11 protein-coding genes are annotated in these 14,204 nt (G+C 69.4%); 7 read left to right on the top strand and 4 right to left on the bottom strand.

Features of this window, described 5'->3' with window-relative positions; genetic code table 11:
* Positions 1–5: 5 nt before the first annotated feature.
* Entirely contained in the window at positions 6–1,637 is a 1,632-nt protein-coding gene (locus EDD92_RS29785; protein ID WP_123967185.1) for an amidohydrolase family protein, read from the top strand.
* A gap of 9 nt (positions 1,638–1,646) precedes the next feature.
* Here EDD92_RS29785 and EDD92_RS29780 read toward each other — a convergent pair whose 3' ends face one another.
* Together EDD92_RS29780 and EDD92_RS29775 are read right to left on the bottom strand one after the other, a co-directional pair.
* Positions 1,647–2,516 carry a serine protease gene (locus EDD92_RS29780; protein WP_123967184.1) on the bottom strand — a complete coding sequence of 290 codons (870 nt, stop codon included), beginning with the start codon at positions 2,514–2,516 and terminating at the stop codon, positions 1,647–1,649.
* 217 nt (positions 2,517–2,733) lie between these two features.
* Positions 2,734–3,525, bottom strand: a complete 792-nt coding sequence (locus EDD92_RS29775; RefSeq protein ID WP_260326833.1) for a hypothetical protein — start codon at positions 3,523–3,525, stop codon at positions 2,734–2,736.
* Positions 3,526–3,650: 125 nt separating this feature from the next.
* Here EDD92_RS29775 and EDD92_RS29770 point away from each other — a divergent pair, with 125 nt between their 5' ends.
* A complete protein-coding gene (locus tag EDD92_RS29770) occupies positions 3,651–4,862 on the top strand; it encodes a pyridoxal phosphate-dependent aminotransferase (RefSeq protein WP_123967183.1) in 1,212 nt (403 codons plus the stop codon).
* A gap of 47 nt (positions 4,863–4,909) precedes the next feature.
* Positions 4,910–5,326, top strand: a complete 417-nt coding sequence (locus tag EDD92_RS29765) for a hypothetical protein (protein WP_123967182.1) — start codon at positions 4,910–4,912, stop codon at positions 5,324–5,326.
* A 495-nt stretch (positions 5,327–5,821) separates the two neighbouring features.
* Here the strand turns inward: EDD92_RS29765 and EDD92_RS29760 are convergent, their stop codons facing one another.
* Positions 5,822–7,645 (bottom strand): phosphoenolpyruvate carboxykinase (GTP), encoded by a 1,824-nt coding sequence (locus EDD92_RS29760; protein WP_123967181.1) that lies wholly within the window; start codon positions 7,643–7,645, stop codon positions 5,822–5,824.
* A gap of 352 nt (positions 7,646–7,997) precedes the next feature.
* Here EDD92_RS29760 and EDD92_RS29755 point away from each other — a divergent pair, with 352 nt between their 5' ends.
* From EDD92_RS29755 to EDD92_RS29740, 4 genes are all read left to right on the top strand, one after another.
* Entirely contained in the window at positions 7,998–8,744 is a 747-nt protein-coding gene (locus EDD92_RS29755; RefSeq protein ID WP_123967180.1) for a hemolysin III family protein, read from the top strand.
* Positions 8,745–8,854: 110 nt separating this feature from the next.
* A complete protein-coding gene (locus EDD92_RS29750; RefSeq protein ID WP_123967179.1) occupies positions 8,855–10,405 on the top strand; it encodes an MFS transporter in 1,551 nt (516 codons plus the stop codon).
* 2 nt (positions 10,406–10,407) lie between these two features.
* Complete coding sequence (locus EDD92_RS29745) at positions 10,408–11,052, top strand: TetR/AcrR family transcriptional regulator (RefSeq protein WP_185124157.1); 645 nt, start codon at positions 10,408–10,410, stop codon at positions 11,050–11,052.
* A gap of 33 nt (positions 11,053–11,085) precedes the next feature.
* On the top strand, positions 11,086–11,802 hold the full coding sequence (locus EDD92_RS29740; RefSeq protein ID WP_123967177.1) for a Mut7-C RNAse domain-containing protein: 717 nt from the start codon (positions 11,086–11,088) through the stop codon (positions 11,800–11,802).
* Here the strand turns inward: EDD92_RS29740 and EDD92_RS29735 are convergent.
* On the bottom strand, positions 11,799–14,204 hold the full coding sequence (locus EDD92_RS29735) for a galactose oxidase-like domain-containing protein (protein ID WP_123967176.1): 2,406 nt from the start codon (positions 14,202–14,204) through the stop codon (positions 11,799–11,801). The two genes, EDD92_RS29740 and EDD92_RS29735, sit on opposite strands and share 4 nt — an antisense overlap.

Genomic DNA, 14,204 nt, shown 5'->3' with positions numbered 1-14,204 from the left:
AGGCCGTGGAAGAGCTCGTCATCCGGGACGCGGACGTCGTGGACGGCAGCGGTGAGCCGTCGTACCGCGCGGACGTGGTGGTCGACGGCGGCAGGATCGTCTCGGTCGTCAAGGAGGCGGCCGCCGCGGGCTGCCAGCGCCCCGAGGCGCGCCGGGAGCTGGACGCGGAGGGGCTTGTCCTCTCCCCCGGCTTCATCGACATGCACGCCCACAGCGATCTGGCCGTGCTCCGCGACCCGGACCACAGCGCGAAGGCCGCGCAGGGGGTCACGCTGGAGGTCCTGGGTCAGGACGGGCTGTCGTACGCCCCCGTCGACGACCGCACGCTCGCCGAGGTGCGCCGCGCGATCACCGGCTGGAACGGGTACGGCGACGACATCGACTTCGACTGGCGTTCTGTGGGCGAGTACCTGGACCGGCTGGATCAGGGGATCGCGGTGAACGCGGCCTATCTGATCCCGCAGGGGACGGTCCGCATGCTCGCCGTCGGCTGGGAGGACCGCGAGGCGACCCCGCAGGAGCTCGACCGGATGCGGCAGTTGGTCGCCGAGGGCATGGAGCAGGGCGCGGTCGGCATGTCCTCCGGGCTGACCTACACGCCCGGCATGTACGCCAAGGACGCCGAACTGACCGAGCTGTGCCGGGTGGTGGCCGGGTACGACGGCTACTACTGCCCCCATCACCGCTCGTACGGGGCGGGCGCCCTGGAGGCGTACGAGGAGATGGTGGCCCTGACCCGGGAGGCGGGCTGCTCACTCCATCTCGCCCACGCCACCATGAACTTCGGCGTGAACGAGGGCCGGGCACCCGAGCTGCTGTCGCTGCTGGACCAGGCCCTGGCGGCCGGGGCCGACATCAGCCTGGACACGTACCCCTACACTCCCGGCTGCACCACCCTGGTGGCGATGCTGCCGAGTTGGGCGAGCGAGGGCGGGCCCGAGGCGGTCCTGAAGCGGCTGGCGGACGACGAGACCGCGGAGCGGATCCGGCACCACATGGAGGTCGTGGGCGCGGACGGCTGCCACGGCGTGCCCATCGAGTGGGACACGATCGAGATCTCGGGTGTGGCGGATGCGGGGCTGGGCGATTTCGTCGGCCGTACGATCCTGCAGTCGGCCCGGGCGCGCGGCGAGACTCCCTGGGCCACCGCCCGTCACCTGCTGCTGTCGGACCGGCTGGGCTCGACGATCCTCCAGCACGTGGGCCACGAGGAGAACGTCCGGGCGATCATGCGGCACCGCGTGCACACCGGCGGCTCGGACGGCATCCTCCAGGGCACGAAGCCGCATCCGCGCGCCTACGGCACCTTCCCGCAGTATCTCGGCCGGTACGTACGGGAGTTGGGCGTGCTGTCGCTGGAGGAGTGCGTCGCCCACCTCACGTCGCGGCCCGCCGCCCGGCTGCGGCTGCCGGACCGGGGCCTGGTCCGCGAGGGCTTCAAGGCCGACTTGGTGCTGTTCGACCCGCAGACGGTGGCCGCGGGGGCCACGTACGAGAATCCGCGCACGCTTCCGACGGGCATTCCGTACGTCCTCGTCGACGGCCGGTTCGTCATCGAGGACGGCCGGCGGACGGACGTGCTGGCGGGTCGGGCGGTCCGTCGCAGTCCCGTGCGACGGAACGCCAACCGGCAGTGAGCTACGGGACTACGGCTTGGGCAGGGTGCAGCCGGCGGCGCTCAGGTTCAGCTTGTTGCCGGTGGTGAAGCAGGCCGGGATCTGGTAGGTCTCCTCGGCGTAGTTGATGCCCTTGCGGACGGTCACGTTGCCGCTCGCGTCGACCTCGCAGGGGTTGTTCTCGGTGCAGCGCTCGCCGTCCTCGTTGCCGGTGTTGTTGACGGCGACGACCTTGCCGGTGGCGTTGTCGACGACGGGCGAGCCCGAGGTGCCGCCGATGGTCTGGCAGGCGGAGGTGTAGCGGAGCGAGTCCTTCCAGGTCCAGTCGCCCTCCTTGAGGCGGTAGACGAAGCCGTCGACGTTGCAGGCGTACGTCTTCTTCCAGTAGCCGGAGACGACCGTGATCGCGGTGCCCGCGGTCGGGTGCGTGTCCTGCACGGTGAGCGGGCTGATGCCGTACGTGCTCTTGATCTTCGCGTAGGTCGTGGTGAGCTGGTAGATCGTGACGTCCGTGTCCGTCATCGTCGAGTACACGACCTTGCTCGCGCGCAGCGTCCCGACCTTGGTGGCGGAGGAGTTGAGCAGGCTGAAGGTACGGCTGGAGGCCTGGTCGACGATGACCTCGCCCGGCTCCGGGAACCCGGTCTCCAGGCAGTGGCCGTTGGTCATGACGAGCGCCGGGTCGGTGTCCGCGGAGTTCGGGAAGCGGACGACGGACCCGGAGCAGTTGCTGAGCGCCACGGTGCCGGCGAAGTTGACGGCCTTGATCGTGGGCGTGGCCGTCTTCGTCGTCGTCTTCGTGGCCACGCCGTCCGTGAGCAGCGGCGCCGCGACGGCGGGCGCCATGCCCGCCCCGGTTATCACCAGGGTCGAGAGCACGGCGAGGAGAGGCTTCTTCATGTGGGGGTCCCCTCTTGCGACTTGGGCGACCGGAGATTTTCCGGCCGCCCATAGTTTTGACATGTGCATTGTGAGGGGAGAGGGGCGGTTGGGCAAGGAGTTGCTTTCGGACCGCAGTCGGCGCCCCGCGGCCGACCCGGCTGTATCGACATGCAGCGCGCCGCCGGGCGGCACAGCCCGCACATACCCCCGCTCCGCAGGATCAACCCATCGAGCCCTACGGCCACTTGGGACCCTTCGTGCCGCCATGACCGGGATTGCTGCCGGAGTTGCCCGGCCCCGAGATGCTGCTGGTGCTGGGAGCGGGTGCGGAGGTTGTCGTGCCGCCGGCACTGGTGGTGCCGGCCGAGGGCTTCGGGGCACCACCCCCGGAGGCGGTGCGGCTCGCGGACGCGCTCGGACTCGGGGAGGCCGTTGCCGACGGATCCGGCCCGCCTCCGGACGACGGACCGGCGGCCGCCCCATCGGAGGACTCCGGATTCGTGGGCCCGGCTGAGTCGCCGGCCGTCGGGGTCGTGCTCTCCTTCTTGCCCTGGGCACCGCCCGAAGGCCCGGAGGAAGACCCGGCGAAGGAGAAACCGGCGATCAGGGCAGCCGCCGACACCGCCCCTACCGCACCTGCGGCTACGGCGATACGCCGCGAGCGCCAGGGGCGGGGTTTCCGCCGGGCACGCCTGCCGGCCCCGGCACGGCGGACCTCGCCCGGCACCTCAGCCAGCGGGGGCATCTCGCCCGGCCCGCCCACCACCGGGGGCAGCTCGTGCGTCCCACCCGCCATCTGGGGCAGCTCGCTCGTCTCGTCGTACGCGTTCAGCCAGCCGTGCGCGACGGCCGGATCGGCGTACTCCTCATATGAGGGGGCCGACTCCGGCTGCGGGTGGTACACGTTCGGCGGGCCCTGAGGGGCGCCGCCGTCCGGGTGCGCACCGTACGCGCCGTACGAGCCGGTCGCACCATGCGCGTCGTTCACGCCGTTCGTCCCGTCTTCGTACTCAGGTGGCCTGGACATGGCCGCGCATTGTAGAGACGGGCGGGACCCGTGGGACAGCTACCGGCGATAACAGCCCAAACCCCACGTCTCACGTGGCGGATAACACGGGCCAAGACGCGTTACCGGGCCGTAAGCTCCCAGACATGCAGGTGATCCAGTCGACCAAGCTCGCCAACGTCTGTTACGAGATCCGGGGCCCGGTGCTCGAGGAGGCGATGCGGCTCGAGGCGGCCGGTCACCGCATCCTCAAGCTGAACACGGGGAACCCGGCGGCGTTCGGCTTCGAGTGCCCGCCCGAGATCCTGGAGGACATCCTCCGCAACGTGTCGACGGCGCACGGCTACGGCGACGCGAAGGGCCTGCTGGCCGCCCGCCGGGCGGTCGTCATGCACAACCAGACCCTCGGCATCGAGACGGACGTAGAGCACGTCTTCGTGGGCAACGGCGTCTCCGAGCTGATCGTGATGGCCATGCAGGGCCTGCTCGACGACGGCGACGAGGTCCTCGTACCGTCGCCCGACTACCCCCTGTGGACCGCCGCGGTCTCCCTCTCCGGCGGCACGGCGGTGCACTACCGCTGCGACGAGCAGTCCGACTGGATGCCCGACCTCGCCGACGTGGAGCGCAAGGTCACCGACCGCACCAAGGCGATCGTCATCATCAACCCCAACAATCCGACGGGGGCCGTCTACGACGAGGCGATGATCAAGGGGCTCACCGACATCGCCCGCCGCCACAACCTGCTGGTCTGCTCGGACGAGATCTACGACAAGATCCTCTACGACGGCGCCACACACACACCGACCGCCGCCGTCGCCCCCGACCTGCTGACCCTCACCTTCAACGGCATGTCGAAGGCGTACCGGGTGGCGGGCTACCGGGTGGGCTGGATGTCGATCTCCGGCCCGCGCGCCCATGCGGACTCGTACATCGAGGGTCTGACGATCCTGGCGAACATGCGCCTGTGCGCGAACATGCCGGGGCAGCACGGCGTGGTCGCCGCGCTGAGCGGGCGGCAGACCATCAACGACCTGGTGCTGCCGGGCGGGCGGCTGAAGGAGCAGCGCGACGTCGCATACGAGCTGCTCACCCAGATCCCGGGCGTGAGCTGCGTGAAGCCGAAGGGGGCGCTGTATCTCTTCCCGCGCCTCGACCCCAAGGTGTTCAAGATCAAGGACGACCGGCGGATGGTCCTGGACCTGCTGCGCCGCGAGAAGATCATGGTCGTGCAGGGGACCGGGTTCAACTGGTCCGAGCCCGACCACTTCCGGGTCGTGACCCTGCCGTCGGTCGGGGATCTGCGGGACGCGGTCACCCGGATCGGGAATTTCCTCGACGGTTACAGCCAACTTTAGACGAAATCTAAGCTAGGATGGTTTCCTGACTGCACAGGAGGCCATCCATGTACGAACCGATCCGCACCAAGTCGGTCCACAGCACGATGGCCGGCACCACCTCCGACTTTCCGCACCGGTCCCGTGAGGAGGAGCTGGACATCCAGCTCGCGGGTCATCTCGGGGCGCTGCTGGCCGTCACGGACGAGCTGCGCGCAGCGAGCCCCTCCGGGGATCTGGACACCGCGGCCGAGCGCCTCGCCGCGCAGGTGGCCCGACTGCGGGGCGGCATGACGCCGGTCCGCATGCCGGTCACGGCGTCCGAGGACGACCCCGCAGCCCTGCACCGCAGGGCCCACGCCCTCGCCGGGCGCGCACTGGTGGTCGCCGCCTCCCGCGCCGACACGGCGGCCGCGATTCTCGCCGCCGAGCAGATGGACGTCCACGCGGCGGCTCTGGAGCCGCGCGAGCTCGCGTCCCACTGAGCCCTCCGGGCTCCCTTGACGGCCCCGGTCCGCGTGCACCCGCAGCGACGCGCGGACCGGGAGCCACAGCACTGCGTTGGCTTGGGCCGGGGTGCCTATTCGCCGTTGGGTTCGTGTTGCTTGGCGGCTGCGGGTTCGTCGTGGCTTGTCGCGCAGTTCCCCGCGCCCCTGAAAGCCAAAAGCCGCTGCAGCACAGCCGCGCCCATAGGGGCGCGGGGCTGTATCGATGTGCGGCTCCGCCGCGTGGGCGCGATCAGCCACGACGGACCCGCACCCGGCAGAGCACCGGCACCCCAACGGCGAAGGCCCGCCGTGCCGGTTCCGTCGGGGCGGACGGAACCGGCACGGCGGGCCCGAGCCACGTACGCCGTTGTACGCGGCCTCGCCGTACCTCACCGCGGCCGGCCGTGACGATCACTGGTCAGGGCTCCCCCACTGCCTAAAGGACGTGGGAGGTACCCCCAGTGCCGACCGCGGAGTATCGGGGAGCGGGGCTCAGCCCAGGCGCTCGACCAGGGCGCGGTACTCGTCCCAGAGTTCCTTCGGGGTGTGCTCGCCGAAGATGTTGAGGTGCTCGGGGACCAGCGCGGCCTCCTCGCGCCAGACCTCCTTGTCGACCGTGAGCAGGAAGTCGAGGTCGGAGTCGGAGAGCTCGAGGCCGTTGGTGTCGAGGGCCTCCTTGGTCGGCAGGATGCCGATCGGGGTCTCGACCCCCTCGGCCTTGCCGTCGAGGCGGTCGACGATCCACTTCAGTACGCGGCTGTTCTCGCCGAAGCCGGGCCAGACGAACTTGCCCTGGTCGTTCTTGCGGAACCAGTTGACGTAGTAGATCTTGGGCAGCTTGGACTGGTCCTTGTCCTTGGCCACGTCGATCCAGTGACCCATGTAGTCGCCCATGTTGTAGCCGCAGAACGGCAGCATGGCGAACGGGTCGCGGCGCAGCTCGCCGACCTTGCCCTCGGCTGCGGCGGTCTTCTCGGAGGCCACGTTGGCGCCGAGGAAGACGCCGTGGTTCCAGTCGAAGGACTCCGTGACCAGCGGGACTGCGGTGGCGCGGCGGCCGCCGAAGAGGATCGCCGAGATCGGCACGCCCTTCGGGTCCTCCCACTCCGGCGCGATGATCGGGCACTGCGCTGCGGGGGTGGTGAACCGGGCGTTGGGGTGGGCGGCCGGGGTCTCGGACTCCGGCGTCCAGTCGTTGCCCTTCCAGTCCGTCAGGTGGGCCGGAGTCTCCTCCGTCATGCCCTCCCACCAGATGTCGTTGTCGTCGGTCAACGCCACGTTCGTGAAGACCGAGTTGCCCCACAGCGTCTTCATCGCATTGGCGTTGGTGTGCTCACCGGTGCCGGGCGCGACGCCGAAGAAGCCGGCCTCGGGGTTGATCGCGTACAGGCGGCCGTCCTCGCCGAAGCGCATCCAGGCGATGTCGTCGCCGATCGTCTCGACCGTCCAGCCGCGCACCGTCGGCTCCAGCATGGCGAGGTTCGTCTTGCCGCAGGCGCTCGGGAAGGCGGCGGCAACGTACTTGGACTCACCGGTCGGCGGGGTCAGCTTCAGGATCAGCATGTGCTCGGCCAGCCAGCCCTCGTCCCGCGCCATCACCGACGCGATGCGCAGGGCGTAGCACTTCTTGCCGAGCAGCGCGTTGCCGCCGTACCCGGAGCCGTAGGACCAGATCTCGCGGCTCTCGGGGAAGTGCGAGATGTACTTGGTCGAGTTGCACGGCCAGGGGACGTCCTTCTCGCCCTCCTCCAAAGGCGCTCCGAGGGTGTGCACGGCCTTGACGAAGAAGCCGTCGGAGCCGAGCTCGTCGAGGACCGGCCGGCCCATGCGCGTCATCGTGCGCATGGAGACCGCGACGTAGGCGGAGTCGGTGATCTCGACGCCGATCGCGGAGAGGTCCGAGCCGAGGGGGCCCATGCAGAACGGGACGACGTACATCGTCCGGCCCTTCATCGAGCCGCGGAAGACGCCCTTCTCGCCCTGGAAGATCTCGCGCATCTCCGCGGGGGCCTTCCAGTGGTTGGTCGGGCCCGCGTCCTCCTCCTTCTCGGAGCAGATGAAGGTGCGGTCCTCGACGCGCGCGACGTCGGTCGGGTCGGAGGCCGCGTAGTAGGAGTTCGGGCGCTTGATCGGGTCGAGTTTCTTGAAGGTGCCCTTCTCGACGAGCTCCTCGCACAGGCGCTCGTACTCGGCCTCGGATCCGTCACACCAGACCACGTTGTCCGGCTGGGTCAGTGCTGCGATCTCGTTCACCCACGAGACCAGTTCCTGATGCTTGGTGGGGATGACGGGGGGAGCCGCGATGTCGCGCGCCACGATTGCTCCTAAATGAGGGATTTTTGTTTTTGGAGGCCCCGTGGGGGCTGCGACCCGGATGCTTCGTGGCTGGATCCGCTGGATCTTCAGCGCTCATCCGGTGCCGACCGCACTCATTTGATCATCCGACGAGAGTGCCCATCTGTCCAGAGGGCCTCACAGGTGAGCGGAGTGGGGATCGTCACGCGACAGCGTGTTTCCAAGCGTGTTTTTGCGTGCACGTTGAGTTCATCTGAAGGTTCTTTTGCCTGACGGCCGAGGGCGTCAACTCCCGTGAGATGATGGCCACTCTTGGCCCGTTCTCGGCCCGCGCTCATCCGCAACTTACGGTCCCGTAGGTACGATGCAGGGCATGACTGCGCCCGTCCCCGACGCGCCAACGGACACGCCGGCCGCCGGCCGCGGCTCCGATGCGCCCTCCATCCCGCACCAGATCAAGCAGCACGCCCAGCAGCTCGCCGAGCCGATCAAGCCGAAGCTCCGCGGCTGGCTGCACCTGGGCATGTTCCCCGCCGCGCTCGTCTCGGGCCTGGTACTCACGGCGCTCGCGGACTCGACCAGAGGCCGCATCGCCTGCGGGATCTTTGCCCTGACGGCCTGTCTGCTGTTCGGCGTGAGCGCGCTGTACCACCGGGGGAACTGGAGCCCGCGCATGGACGGCGTCCTGCGCAGGCTCGATCACGCCAACATCTTCCTGATCATCGCGGGCACCTACACACCGCTGACGATGCTGCTGCTGCCGGGCGCGAAGGGGCAGTGGCTGCTGTGGGGCATCTGGGGTGCCGCGGCGGCAGGCATCATTTTCCGGGTCTTCTGGGTCGGCGCACCGCGCTGGCTCTACACCCCCTGCTACATCGCGATGGGCTGGGCGGCCGTCTTCTTCCTGCCGGACTTCATGCGCGCGGGCGGCATCGCGGTGCTGGTCCTGGTGATCGTGGGCGGCCTCCTCTACAGCGCGGGTGGCGTGATCTACGGCATCAAGCGGCCGAACCCGTCACCGCACTGGTTCGGCTTCCACGAGGTCTTCCACTCCTTGACGCTGGCCGCGTTCATCGTCCACTACGTGGGGATCTCGCTGGTGGCCTACCAGCACGGCTAGCCACTCGTAGCACCTCGCAGCACCCCAGGGTCACGGCTTCAGAGCCGTGGCCCTTTTTGCATGCCCAAACTGATTGACAGTAGCTATGTTTTGAGAGCTACTCTCATTTCATGGTTACTTCCACATTGGACCCTCGTCGCTGGTGGGCCCTCGGCGCCCTGGTCGCGAGCATGCTCACGCTCGGCTTCGACATGACGATCCTCAACGTGGCGCTGCCGACCATGGCCGGCGAGCTCGGCGCGACCACCGGCCAGCAGCAGTGGATGGCGGACGCGTACGTCGTCGTCTTCGCGGCGCTGATGCTCCCCGCCGGGCTGCTCGGCGACCGCTTCGGACGGCGGCGGATGCTGATCGCCGGGCTCGGCGTCTTCCTTGCCGGCTCGCTGGTCGGCGCACTGGCCGGGGATGTGAACTGGGTCATCGCGGCCCGGGCGTTCATGGGCATCGGCGGCGCGCTGATCACTCCGCTCGCGCTCTCCGTGCTGCCCTCGCTCTTCGGCCCCGACGAGCGCACCAAGGCCGTCGGCATCATCTCCGCCGCCTCCGCGCTCGGCCTGCCGCTCGGCCCGATCATCGGCGGCTGGCTGCTCAACCACTTCTGGTGGGGCTCGGTCTTCCTGGTCAACGTCCCGATGGCCGCGATCGGCATCGCCGCCTGCGTCTTCCTGCTCCCCGAGACCAGGGACCCCGCCTCTCCCCGGGTCGACGCCCTGTCCACCGCGCTCACCGCGACCGGACTCGGCGCCCTGATCTACGCGATCATCGAGGCGCCCGACCGCGGCTGGGGCGACCCCCCGGTGCTGGTCATGTTCGCCGCGGCGGTGGTCCTGATCGCCGCTCTGGTGCTGCGCGAGCGGCGTGCCGAGCGGCCGATGCTCGACATGACCCTGCTCGCCCACCGCGGCTTCCTGTTCAACACACTCGCCGCGACCCTGGTGATGTTCGTCCTGTCGGGCCTGCTGTTCGTGCTCCCGCAGTACCTCCAGGCCGTTCTCGGGCACGACGCCTTCGGCACCGGTCTGCGGCTCCTGCCGATGATGGGCGGTCTGATGGTCGCCGCGCGGGGTGCGGGGCCCGTCGTCGCCAGGTTCGGTCCGCGCGCGACGGTGAGCGCCGGTCTGGTGGTACTGGCCTTCGCCGCGCTGCTCGGCAGCCGTACGACGGTCGACTCCGGCTACGGCTTCACGGCGCTGTGGCTGTCGATCACCGGATTCGGCTTCGGTTTCTCCGTCGTGCCCGCGATGGACGGCGCCCTCGGCACCCTGCCCCGCGACCGCGCGGGCAGTGGCTCCGGGCTGCTCATGACGCTGCGCCAGGTCGGCGCCGCGATCGGCATCGCCCTGCTGGGCAGTCTGCTCTCCGGCATCTTCCGCGACCGGCTCGACGTCACGGGGCTGCCCGCACAGGCCGCCGACACTGCCGGGGACTCCGTGGTCGCGGCGCACATCATCGCCGAGAAGGCGCACCCCGAGAACGCAGCCCACCTGGCCGCCTCCGCGAACAGCGCGTACGTCCACGGCATGAGCGTCGTCCTGCTGGTGTGCGGTGTCGCCGCCCTGGTCTCCGCGCTGCTGGCGGCGGCCCTGCTGCCTCGGGGGACGGCCGAGCGGCAGGCGGACAGCGCCGAACCCGGCTTGGTCGCCGCCGCGGAGGATGCCTGACAATGAACCCCATGACGGCCGCACCCTCCCCCTTCTCCTCCCCCGCCGACCGACCCCAGCTCGGCCTGCGCGAACGCAAGAAGATCAAGACCCGCGAGGCGATCCGCGCCGCGACCTACGGGCTGATCAAGGAGCAGGGCTACGACGCCACCACGATCGAGCAGATCGCCGACCGGGCCGAGGTGTCGCCGTCGACCGTCTTCCGGTACTTCCCGACCAAGGAGGACATCGTCCTCACGGACGAGTACGACCCGCTGATGGCCGAGGAGTTGCGGGCACGGCCGGCCGGCGAGTCGTGGATCGACTCGGTGCGGCACGTGATGCACCTGGCCATCGACGCGAACAACCGGGAGGACCCGGAGGTGGCCCGCATGCGGGCCCACCTCGCGGTCCAGGTCCCCGCCGTCCGCTCCCGCATGGTCGAGAGCATGTCGGCCACCGGCCGCCTGCTGCGCGAGGTCATCGCCGAGCGCCACGGCCTGGAGCCGGACAGCATCGAGGTCCGCGTCTACGCGATGTCCTTCATCGGTGGCCTCATGGAGACCTCCATGTACTGGGCCGAGAACGGCTTCGAGGGCGAGCTGAGCGACCTCGTGGACCGCGCCCTGGACGTCCTGGAGCATGGCCTCCCCACCGAAAAGCCCTGAGCCCCGCGCTCTCACCCGTGACATCCTGACCGGGTGAACGGTCCCGAGATCCACGTCGAGTTCGCCCCCGACCTGGCCCTGTTCGTCCAGCGCGGGCCGCACCGGACGCTCGTCACCGACGGCGTCTCCTCCCTCGGCCACGTCGTCGAGTCGGCCGGCGTGCCGCTCACCGAGGTCGGGACGCTGTGGGTCGACGGCCGCAAGGTGCCGCACTCGTACGTCCCCGTCGCGGGCGACACCGTGGAGGTCCGGCCCGTCGACCGCCCCCAGCAGGTTCCCGGCGCTCCCCTGCGCTTCCTCCTCGACGTCCACCTCGGCACGCTCGCGCGCCGGCTGCGCCTGCTCGGCGTGGACACGGCGTACGAGTCCACGGACATCGGCGACCCCGCTCTCGCCGCCCGCTCGGCCGCCGAGCAGCGGGTCATGCTCAGCCGCGACCGTGGCCTGCTGCGCCGCCGCGAGCTGTGGGCCGGGGCGTATGTCTACAGCACCCGGCCCGAGGACCAACTCCGCGACGTCCTCGACAGGTTCCGGCCCGAGCTGCGGCCCTGGACACGGTGCACCGCCTGCAACGGGCTGCTGAAGGAGGCCACCAAGGAAGAGGTGGCCGACCAGCTGCAGGGCGGCACGCACCGGTCGTACGACGTCTTCGCGCAGTGCAGGGACTGCGGCCGCGCGTACTGGAAGGGCGCGCACCACGAGCAGCTGGTGGCCATCGTGACGCGCGCCCTGGAGGAGTTCGCGAGCTAGCTCTTCCTCAGATCCGCCTTTCCGCAGGCCAGGCCGTCCTTGTTCGGGTCGAGGCCCAGCGGGTCGTCCCGGCCGTTGACCTTCAGGCGGCCGTAATGATTCGTCCTCAGCCAGCTGCACCGTGAGGCCGTCGTCCTCTTCACGCCCTTCGGGAAGACCGTCGGCACGCACACGTTGACCGAGCCGTAGTGCCGGTCGCAGCCGGAGACGGTGACGGGGACCTTCACCGAGGTGCGCTTCTTGCCTGGCCCCGCGACCTCGCCCGACAGGGAGTCGGCGAAGGAGTGGATGTGGGCGTCGGCGGTGGCGGCGCTCAGTGCCTGCGGGCCCTGGAGGTGCACCCACTTGGCCACCGAGGGCACGCCGTTGGCATCGACCGCGAAGAGCATGTACCAGCCGGGCGGGGCCACATTGGGGTTGCTCGTCACGTTCAGGTCGACGTTGTTGCCGTCGACGGACAGCGGCAGGTCGACGAACCGCTGGTTCGGGTCGGAGGAGTGGGTGACGGCGGCCGGGCGGATCAACTCGGCCTTGACGACGGGGTGATCGACCGTGATCCGCTGGGTGTCGCCGTAGTGCCACTCCGAGTTGATCATCGAAGTGATCGTCGGGCGCTCGCCCTTGAGCAGATAGGGCGGGGTGTAGATCGACACGTTGTGGTTCCAGGTGCCGTTGCCCGGGTTGTCACCGGTCGCCATCACACGGCCGTCGGGCAGCAGGAACGCGGAGGAGTGGTAGCCGCGGGCCTGGGGGTCGGCGGCCACCGGGTCGAAGGTGTTGGTGTCGGGGTCGTAGAGCGAGGCCTCGTGGACCGGGTTGGCGCGGTTGTGCAGTCCGCCGCCGGTCTCCAGCACCTTGCCGTCGGGCAGCAGGACCGCGGAGACGTACATCTTGCCCTGGTTGCCGGTCTCGGCCACCGGACCGTTGCCGAGGTCGACCGTGCCCTGCGGGATCGGGGGTCCGGCGACGTACGACGGGTTGGCCTGCTTGAGGTCGATGACGTCGGTCAGGCGGTTGGCCTCCGGGTTGGACTCGATGTTGCCGCCGCCGAGAGTGAGGACCTTCTGGTTCTGCGCCGGGGGCAGCAGCACGCTCGCGGACTGGTCGCGCTGATCCTTGTTCTGCAGGCCGGGGACCTGCGTGACCGTGTTGGCGTTGTAGTCGTAGACCGCCGAACCGGTCCCCGGGATGTTGTTGCCGAAGACATGGCTGCCCGAGTAGAAGAGGCGGCCGTCCTGCATAAGGATCATCGACGGGTACAGACCCCAGTACGACCAGGTCTGGTTGACCTGCCACAGCGCCAGCCACTTCTGCTGGGCGTTCGACCAGTACTCGGCGGTCACCGAGCCGGTCGAGTCCTCGCGCAGACCGCCGAAGGAGACGACGTCACCGTTGCCGAGTTCGGTCGCCGACGGGTACCAGTGGCCGTCGTTCAGGTCGTTGGTCCTGCTGTACGTCTCGGTCTTCGGGTCGAAGATGTACGAGTCCTTGTAGCCCTCGTAGCCGTGCGAACCGTCCGCCGCCGGGAACGCCTTGTTGCCGCTCAGCACCAGGACCCGGCCGTCCTGCAGCTGGATGTGGCCCGAGCAGAACATGTCCTTCGGGGTCGGGATGACCTTGTAGGAGCCGTCGGCCGGGTTGTAGACGGCGGAGGTGAACGTGCCCGCGTTGAAGTTCTCCTCGCTGTTGCCGGAGCCGGCGATCAGCAGCACCTTGCCGTTGTTGAGGACGACGGAGTGCATGGAGCGCACCGGGTTCTGCGTGGGCAGCACGTCCCAGCGGCCGTTCGCGCACTCGTCCGCCGTACCGGTGCAGGTGGCGGGCGGGGTGACGTCGGGGACCTGGTCCATCGTGTAGTCGTCGGTGGTCGCCGAGCCGGTGCCGTAGACGGAGACACCCCAGGTGATGCGGTCGGTGCCGGCCGGGACCTCGGGCGTGCGGACGGTCGCCTGGGTCCAACTCCCCTGCATTTCCAGGGTTTTGAGGTCGGTCCAGTACTGCCAGCCGGCCGTCGTGTCGTGCCGGAACAGGGTGATGTTCGCGTCCGGTGTGGTGGTCTTGTACCAGAGCCCGAGATCGTACTGCTTGCCCGCCGTCACCACCGGCGCGCAGTCCGTCGACTCGGTGATCAGCGCCTTGCGGTCGCCGTCGACGCGGCGGGTGAGCGACACCTTCATCGCCTTGGACCCGCTGTGGGCGTCAGTCGTCGTCTCGAAGGTGAAGTCGTTGTCGCCCCAGCCGGACTTCTCCCAGCAGTACGGCATCCCTCCCGTGCCGTCCGTCTCGAAGCCGGGGTTCTTGACGAGGTTGGCCGCCTCGGCGGACTGGGGTGAGGTGAGGAGCAGACCGGCGGTGAGGGCCCCCACCCCGACCAGTGCGGTTCTCCTGCGGTGCTTTTTCAC

Source organism: Streptomyces sp. TLI_185, from assembly GCF_003814765.1.
GTDB lineage: Bacteria > Actinomycetota > Actinomycetes > Streptomycetales > Streptomycetaceae > Streptomyces.
Note: the sequence above shows the minus strand (reverse complement) of the source record. Positions and strands in the feature narration are given on the sequence as shown.

Excerpts from the sequence above, each read along its gene's own strand:
- EDD92_RS29780 (WP_123967184.1), bottom strand. The coding sequence starts at position 2,516 with ATGAAGAAGCCTCTCCTCGCCGTGCTCTCGACCCTGGTGATAACCGGG.
- EDD92_RS29775 (WP_260326833.1), bottom strand. The coding sequence starts at position 3,525 with ATGTCCAGGCCACCTGAGTACGAAGACGGGACGAACGGCGTGAACGAC.
- EDD92_RS29770 (WP_123967183.1), top strand. The coding sequence starts at position 3,651 with ATGCAGGTGATCCAGTCGACCAAGCTCGCCAACGTCTGTTACGAGATC.
- EDD92_RS29765 (WP_123967182.1), top strand. The coding sequence starts at position 4,910 with ATGTACGAACCGATCCGCACCAAGTCGGTCCACAGCACGATGGCCGGC.
- EDD92_RS29755 (WP_123967180.1), top strand. The coding sequence starts at position 7,998 with ATGACTGCGCCCGTCCCCGACGCGCCAACGGACACGCCGGCCGCCGGC.
- EDD92_RS29750 (WP_123967179.1), top strand. The coding sequence starts at position 8,855 with ATGGTTACTTCCACATTGGACCCTCGTCGCTGGTGGGCCCTCGGCGCC.
- EDD92_RS29745 (WP_185124157.1), top strand. The coding sequence starts at position 10,408 with ATGAACCCCATGACGGCCGCACCCTCCCCCTTCTCCTCCCCCGCCGAC.